The sequence below is a fragment of the Bathymodiolus platifrons methanotrophic gill symbiont genome (genome assembly GCF_002189065.1).
Classification (GTDB): Bacteria; Pseudomonadota; Gammaproteobacteria; order Methylococcales; family Methylomonadaceae; genus Methyloprofundus.
The window spans coordinates 1-6,666 of the sequence record NZ_BDMN01000155.1 but is presented as its reverse complement, the minus strand read 5'-3'; the positions used below and the strand labels follow the sequence as shown (position 1 = coordinate 6,666).

8 protein-coding genes are annotated in these 6,666 nt (G+C 39.7%); 5 read left to right on the top strand and 3 right to left on the bottom strand.

The features are described 5' to 3' along the window. The coding region (locus CDZ78_RS09655; RefSeq protein WP_140413972.1) for an ISAzo13 family transposase at positions 1-720 on the bottom strand (720 nt) is incomplete at its 3' end. A 169-nt stretch (positions 721-889) separates the two neighbouring features. Between CDZ78_RS09655 and CDZ78_RS09650 the strand changes: the two genes are divergently transcribed. Next, the gene (locus tag CDZ78_RS09650; RefSeq protein ID WP_507766487.1) at positions 890-1,435 is read left to right on the top strand and encodes a hypothetical protein; all 546 of its coding nucleotides are present in this window, start codon (positions 890-892) and stop codon (positions 1,433-1,435) included. Between the two features lie 742 nt (positions 1,436-2,177). Then, entirely contained in the window at positions 2,178-2,447 is a 270-nt protein-coding gene (locus CDZ78_RS09645) for a hypothetical protein (protein WP_087869829.1), read from the top strand. 66 nt (positions 2,448-2,513) lie between these two features. On the opposite strand, the gene hslO is transcribed toward CDZ78_RS09645, so the two are convergent. Continuing rightward, positions 2,514-3,389, bottom strand: coding sequence for an Hsp33 family molecular chaperone HslO (hslO, locus tag CDZ78_RS09640; RefSeq protein ID WP_087869828.1), 876 nt, complete (start codon positions 3,387-3,389; stop codon positions 2,514-2,516). A gap of 119 nt (positions 3,390-3,508) precedes the next feature. Between hslO and queC the strand changes: the two genes are divergently transcribed. Beyond that, positions 3,509-4,180 carry a 7-cyano-7-deazaguanine synthase QueC gene (gene queC / locus CDZ78_RS09635; RefSeq protein WP_087869827.1) on the top strand — a complete coding sequence of 224 codons (672 nt, stop codon included), beginning with the start codon at positions 3,509-3,511 and terminating at the stop codon, positions 4,178-4,180. 58 nt (positions 4,181-4,238) lie between these two features. Here queC and CDZ78_RS09630 read toward each other — a convergent pair whose 3' ends face one another. Beyond that, the gene (locus CDZ78_RS09630; RefSeq protein ID WP_087869826.1) at positions 4,239-4,646 is read right to left on the bottom strand and encodes an HIT domain-containing protein; all 408 of its coding nucleotides are present in this window, start codon (positions 4,644-4,646) and stop codon (positions 4,239-4,241) included. Between the two features lie 81 nt (positions 4,647-4,727). On the opposite strand from CDZ78_RS09630, the gene CDZ78_RS09625 reads away from it, so the two are divergent. Further along, positions 4,728-5,768 carry a hypothetical protein gene (locus CDZ78_RS09625; RefSeq protein WP_087869825.1) on the top strand — a complete coding sequence of 347 codons (1,041 nt, stop codon included), beginning with the start codon at positions 4,728-4,730 and terminating at the stop codon, positions 5,766-5,768. A gap of 258 nt (positions 5,769-6,026) precedes the next feature. Beyond that, positions 6,027-6,413 (top strand): hypothetical protein, encoded by a 387-nt coding sequence (locus tag CDZ78_RS09620; protein ID WP_140413971.1) that lies wholly within the window; start codon positions 6,027-6,029, stop codon positions 6,411-6,413. Positions 6,414-6,666 lie beyond the last annotated feature (253 nt).

Genomic DNA, 6,666 nt, shown 5'->3' with positions numbered 1-6,666 from the left:
TTCAATGGGATTATACTTGGAGGTATAAGGAGGATAGTGGGCAATCCTAATTTCCAATCCAAGTGCATTCGCAGTCTTTTGTAAATCTTCTTTAAAAATGTAGTGCCGTGAGCTGTTACTCCCTCCACCATCGCAAAGGATCAACAATGATTTTGCTTTAGGATAATGAATAATACCCTCGTTTACCCACCATTGAAATAAGCTATCACAGGCAAATTCACTGGTATCATGACTCGTTCCAAGCGTGATATATCCTGTGTTTCGTTTGAGGTCATAAAACCCATGAGGAATAACACTGCCTGTTGCAGAGCTAGGGAAATCATGATCATTCGTTTGAATGGCTGCTTGTGTATAGAGCGATCCATTACGATAAAAAGTACCCAATAACTCTTTCTTTTTGGTATCCATACTAATAACAGGGTTTCCCGCATCCAGGTAGTCCTGCTTCAATTGGGTAATATTTTCAAATTGAGCATTGCGGTCAGGATGACCACCCATCGTAATGTTTTTCTGGGCTTTGCGCTTAACATATTCATGTTTTTTTAATAAATATCGAACGATATTACGACTGACAGAATAACCCTTTTTTAATAATTCACTGACGATTTCACGCGGCTTTAGATAAGTCCACCTAATAGATGAATTCATTGGATTGCCTGCTGTATGCTGTTGAAGAATATCTAAAAAGTCTTGATCTATTCCACTGCTGAAGTTTCCCAATTATTGAGTAGCTGAAATACACAATGCTGGTGTATCGAGGTTTATTTTAGGTGGTTTTGCCATGTTTATAGCAAACCCCTACTTAATTCCCCTTAGGCAATAGCATTTGAAATGAATGAAAAGACTATTTTTTTCATATAGTTGTAGCATAGTTTCAATTTTACCATAAATAATTATTGGGAAACTTCAGATTACTATATTTATTGGTAGTCTAACGACCATGTTGCGTGATCATCAACTAAGATTGCCACCTGACCTGACATTGTTGTTGAAGGCATTAATTACGCTGGAAGGAATGGGGCGGCAATTAGACCCAGATTTCAATATTGTGCAAGAGGTCACCCCTTTTATGCAGCGTGCTTTACTCAAACGTATTGCACCTGACACACTGATAAAGCAAGGCTGGCTGAGTTTGTCCCGCATGGTAGAGTTGTTGATAGAACTACCTAATGACTTGCATCGTTTGCTGGATTTGGCGCGGCGCGGTGCCCTAGGTGTGCGCCTGGATATTGCCAAGCCTGAGTGGTTAGCTAAAGAGTTAGACCGGGTAGTGAATCGCTTATCTGTCAGCCTGATCACTTCAGCTTTAATCGTCGGCAGCTCAATCGTTTCGACAGTTGAGGGTGGTGCCTCTTCATTTGTCGGATTGGTAGGCTTTATTGGTGCTTTTTTGGGGGGTATCTGGTTGTTGTTTTCCATCTGGCGTAGCGGTTAAGCTAAAATATGAGCAACTTACTCACACCTGTGTAGTCCACAATAACGGTTAGCTGTATTATTTGTTAATGTATATTAAAAATAATAACCACGTCCTATGGGCAGGGTAGTTTCGTAGGTTCTAGCCTGACGTTGTTAGATACTGTTGTTGATAGAGTAGAGTTTATATGCGATGGGTGCTCATTTGAAGCCGAGTATAACGATAGGAGTAAAAAAGCTTTAGCTTTTTCTGAAACAGCAATAGCTGAAGCTATTGTACTCCACTCAAGTTTTTGAATATCAACAGCGCTAAAACAACCCGTCAAGAGTGTAATCAAAACCACGTTGTTAGAACGTGGATATTTAATTTTCACCATCCATCATAAACCTCTTTAGAGGTCCGGTAAGCAGCATGTATGATTTCTGTTGTTATTTTCATGGGGTGGAAATTGAGCATTTTAAATTTAGGGAGCGAACTGAATTTTAGCATAAAGCAAAGACTACTAGACTCTTGTGCAGGTCTTGTTAAACACTAATCCACTGAGCCTGGGCGTTGCAGGAAGCTAGATTAAAGGAAAACTGAAGAATATATCCCAGGATCGCTATATAATTCCACGTAATTAAACTATGTTAATTAAAGGGCTTAAAATTGACAATATGAGTGATATGACCTATTGTGATTTAAAAAAAGGTACTCAGTGCGAGAGCATAGCCTTTTTCGTTATCAGCTAAAATAATAATAACTAAGTCTGAGGTAACAAATCATGAGTTTATTATTCCCGGAATTAAGGTTCCTATTTCTTCAAAAAAAACAGGGATCAACTTCTTTAGCTTCTGATCTATTACAGGGGCATGATTCGACAAGTAAGCATGATGCACTTGAAGCGATAGATATCTTAGTAAGATACAAGACTACTGTGCATGACTTTACGGATGAAATTATAGAATTCTGGCCACTGCCTAGGCGAATTATGCAGCGTTATCAATTTGATGATGCTGAGCAACTAAATGAATGGTTAGATACTTTTGCCTGATTAGGCATTAACAGATACGAATAATAGTAAGCATCCTGGATGCCACGGTGCTATTTAATTCTGGAGTTAATGCTGGGTTTTACTGTTTGGCTGTGCTGTTGCTCCTGAAAACACGCGTGCTATATCGACTTTATCAAAATGATATTTTGTACTGCAAAACTCACAATCTGCAATGATCTCACTCTGCTCAGCCAGAATTTCATCCACAGCTTCACGGCCAAGTGATAATAATGTAGTTTCGACTTTTTCAACTGAACACCGACATTTAAAACTAATCGGTTCTGCTGTAAATAAACGCACTGGTTCTTCGTTAAATAGACGGTGTAGTACCTCTTCACAGGGGAGGGTTAATAGTTCTTCTTTGCTAATGGTGTTCGCCAGAGCTTCAATACGTGTCCAGTCTTCTTGAGTCTCTGTATCTTGTTGTGCAGGAAGTTCCTGTATTAATAAACCCGCCGCCTGATGTTCGTTGGCAAAAAGCCATAAACGCGTTTTTAGTTGTTCAGATTGAGTAAAGTAGGTTTCTACTGCATTTTCTAGCCGATCGCCGATTAAGGGCACAATACCTTGGTAGGGTTCGCCTTGGTCTGGTTCAATTGTTAAAACTATACGTCCGGCACCCAGCAAGTCAGGTAAATTATTTCCTGTGCTATCGTTATCACAACGAGCCCAGCCGCGAATTTCTTTTTTGTTGCTGCTTTGTGCAACTAAAGATTTTAAAGGGCCATCACCTTGAGCCTGTAAAATCAGGTTACCATTAAATTTGATAGTTGCTGATAGCAAGGTAGCAGCTACTAGTGCTTCTCCTAGTAACTGTATGACTGGCTCTGGATATTGGTGATGTTGTTTTGCTGCCTGCCAGCTCTCGGTTAAATTAAGCCATTCGCCCCGAACGGCTAATCCATCAAATAAAAAACGGCGTAGAATATCTTTTTCTTGCATAGCTAGGTGTCGTATATTTGCTTAGTGAGTGGTACATATTATATCTTTACTTATTCAGTCAGCGCAGACTTATTCCATTGATTATAATAGTGCGAGCATAAATAAACTATTTAACAAATATGACAAAAAAAGCAATTATCTTGTTATCGGGAGGACTAGATTCGGTCACCGTTCTGGCGATGGCAAAACAGCAAGGCTATAAAGTGTATGCCTTAAGTTTTGATTATGGACAAAAACATAATGCAGAACTGGTGTCGGCCAGGAAAATAGCACTTGACTATCAAGTTGCTGAACACAAAATTATTAATTTGGGGTTGGGTTCGATTGGTGGCTCAGCCTTGACTGATGAAGCACTGGATGTACCGGTTACGCCACAAGAAGGAATCCCTATTACCTATGTACCGGCAAGAAATACAGTATTTTTATCATTTGCACTAGGCTGGGCTGAAGTGTTGGACGCACATGATATATTTATTGGAGTCAATGCGGTAGATTACTCAGGTTACCCCGATTGTCGTCCACAATTTATTGAGGCTTTCCAGACTTTGGCAAATATAGCGACTAAAGCGGGGGTGGAAGGTCATGAAATTAAAATTCACGCTCCTCTTATTAATATGAGTAAAGGTAAAATTATACAGCGCGGTATTAAGTTACAGGTCAACTATGCGCAAACGGTTTCTTGTTATGCAGCGAGCCCCAAGGGCTTTGCGTGTGGTGTTTGTGATGCTTGCCGATTAAGAAAAATTGGGTTTGACGAGGCGGGTGTGCCTGATCCAACGCATTATCTATAGGGAATAGGTAACAGCTTGACTGTGAGTCACTGATTTTGTCTAAGTCGACAAAAGTAATTTAGTTTAAAAGTAGTGTTTTGAGCTTTTTCTGCGTTGTATCCAGTTCCTGGTCGGTATAGGCTATAGCTTCCAGCTTTCCCCAGATAGGTGCCGGCCAGACTTTGTCTGTTTTATAGCGGACCACATGATGAATGTGTAGTTGTGGCACCATATTGCCTAAGGCTGCAATATTCATTTTATCTGCATGGAATAAGTTTGCCAGTTGCTCGGCAATATAGCTGGATTCGTAGATCAGTTGTTGCTGATCTTTAGGGGGAAGCTGGTGTATCTCGGTAATATTATCTCGCTCTGGAACCAGTATCAACCAGGGAAACTGACTATCATTCATTAGTAAGACCTGGCACAGTTCCAGGTGGCCAAGTTTGATACAGTCTTTTTTCAGGGTAGGGTGTAGTGTAAATGACATAAAACCAGAGTGGGACTTGAATTATAAGGATAAAACAGTGTAACGTTAGCACCAGACAATAACAACAATAATAATGCCTTTATGACCATACAAACTGCCAGCATTGCTCAAGGCAATGCACCGCTTGCCGTTTCCTTTAAATTGTTGCTGGCTTTATATGCCGTTATCCCTATATGTCTTATTTTTCAATTGACGGATAGCTATTTACTACAGGGAGCTTTATTACAATATTTACCCAGTAGCCCTAGCCACTTTCTGTTATTTCAGCTTTTATTTGGTACGCCGCATATTCTTGCTAGCGCAGTGCTATTAACAACTAACAAAGATTATTTTAGTTTTTATCAGAAAAAAATTATTATTATGACTTTGGCTCTTATGCTGTTTTTTACCTTGGCAAGTCAGCTACTTTCATATTATGTGCTTTATATTATGGTTGCCTCATGGACGGTTTATCATGTATTAAAACAGCAGCATGGAGTAGGGCGGGGGATATATCAATTACCAGGCTGGGCATTTTATCTATTGTTATGGTTAAGTATTGGTGCAGGGATTAGCGTGTATATGGGGATCTTTTTAAAAGATACTTTAACGCTGCAACAGGCAGAATGGGTTAAACAGGCTGCAGGCGCTCTGGTTGTCTGTCTGTTGTTGAGTACGTTCTGGTGCCAGCGTTATGTAAAAACTCGCTTCGGTTCTTTATTTATGTGGGCAAATTCATTTCTGATTATCGCGAGCTTTTATTTTTATCTACAACAATATTATTTTTTGGCTATTTTAATTCCGCGTTTAGTACATGATGCCACTGCTTATATTTTTTATGTGACGCATGATGTTAATAAACATGCTGGGCATCCACAAAATTTTTTGTATCGCTGGGCAGCAAAAATCAGACTTAATGTTTTTATTGTCTTACCTTTAGTTTCTTTTGTTCTGACTTTTCTTCTACAGAAGTATGGTGATCAGTGGGTTGATGCGTTGACGCAGTTTTTTATTGGGATGGAGTTCAGGCAGGTGGTTAGCGTCGGGTTGATAGGCTATTTTTCTCTGATGCATTACTACACAGAGGCGTTTACCTGGAAATATGGCTCGCCATACCGGAAGTATATACGTTTTAAGCCCTAAATAAGGGGTGGTAACTTGTTGCAAGCATGAATGGAAGAATGTAAAACATTTTTTCAAGTAAGCACATGAAGTTAATACAGTACTAGTTCTGTAAACGTCATTGTTAGAAAAGCAAGTAATTCGAGACCCTAGGTTTGCTAGGTTTTCTGAAAAGTTTTATGCACAAGGTAAATGCATGGCTGAGTAGGACTAAAAATAAACCAAAGTATATTTACAAGAGTATTATTTTAATTTTTATTGACAAGTTTCAGGATTTCTATGATGAGTATAAGTCAGATAAGCACTAGGCCCCTTTGTTGTCCTGTTTTATATTTTATTGTTGTCTTGTCGTTGCTCCCAGCAACGGTTTTTGCTGAAAAGATGGCGGTTGACACGCCTACTGTAAAGCAAATACTTAAAGGAGATGATACCCAGATAACTGAGGAGGTTCAGCCAAGGGAAACAGTGCCGTATGACCGCTTGAACCGGAGCACACCTCGCAGTAGTGTGGTATCTCTGATTGAAGCAATAAAAAACAATGAGCATGAGATTCTGTTGGAATTTCTAGATATGCGTTATGTCCCCAAAAAATATTGCGGTGCAGGGGCCGGAATTGGTTCACAAGTTAAAGATAGTTGCGAAACGGGTGTTTTGGATAGGGCCTGAAAACCTGAGTATTGAGCAAGCTGGTCACCTAGATGATGGGCTGCCCAGCGACCGTGACCGGGTGGCCAGAGCAAGGGGTCAGGTCTTTATTTTTGCATTTCGCTATGTGTAATTCTACTCACCGTTGAGTAATGCAATGAATAATATTGACCAATTAAAGAGGTCGCACACTTCGAGAAGGGGGCTTGACCCCATTTTTCCTCTAAATGAATTTGATATTTTGCAAAAAAAATTACAATATCCTAATAATATA

Coding starts and splice junctions, on each gene's coding strand:
- CDZ78_RS09620 (WP_140413971.1), top strand. CDS start 6,027: ATGATGAGTATAAGTCAGATAAGCACTAGGCCCCTTTGTTGTCCTGTT.
- hslO (WP_087869828.1), bottom strand. CDS start 3,389: ATGCAAGAAAAAGATATTCTACGCCGTTTTTTATTTGATGGATTAGCC.
- CDZ78_RS09630 (WP_087869826.1), bottom strand. CDS start 4,646: ATGTCATTTACACTACACCCTACCCTGAAAAAAGACTGTATCAAACTT.
- CDZ78_RS09645 (WP_087869829.1), top strand. CDS start 2,178: ATGAGTTTATTATTCCCGGAATTAAGGTTCCTATTTCTTCAAAAAAAA.
- queC (WP_087869827.1), top strand. CDS start 3,509: ATGACAAAAAAAGCAATTATCTTGTTATCGGGAGGACTAGATTCGGTC.
- CDZ78_RS09625 (WP_087869825.1), top strand. CDS start 4,728: ATGACCATACAAACTGCCAGCATTGCTCAAGGCAATGCACCGCTTGCC.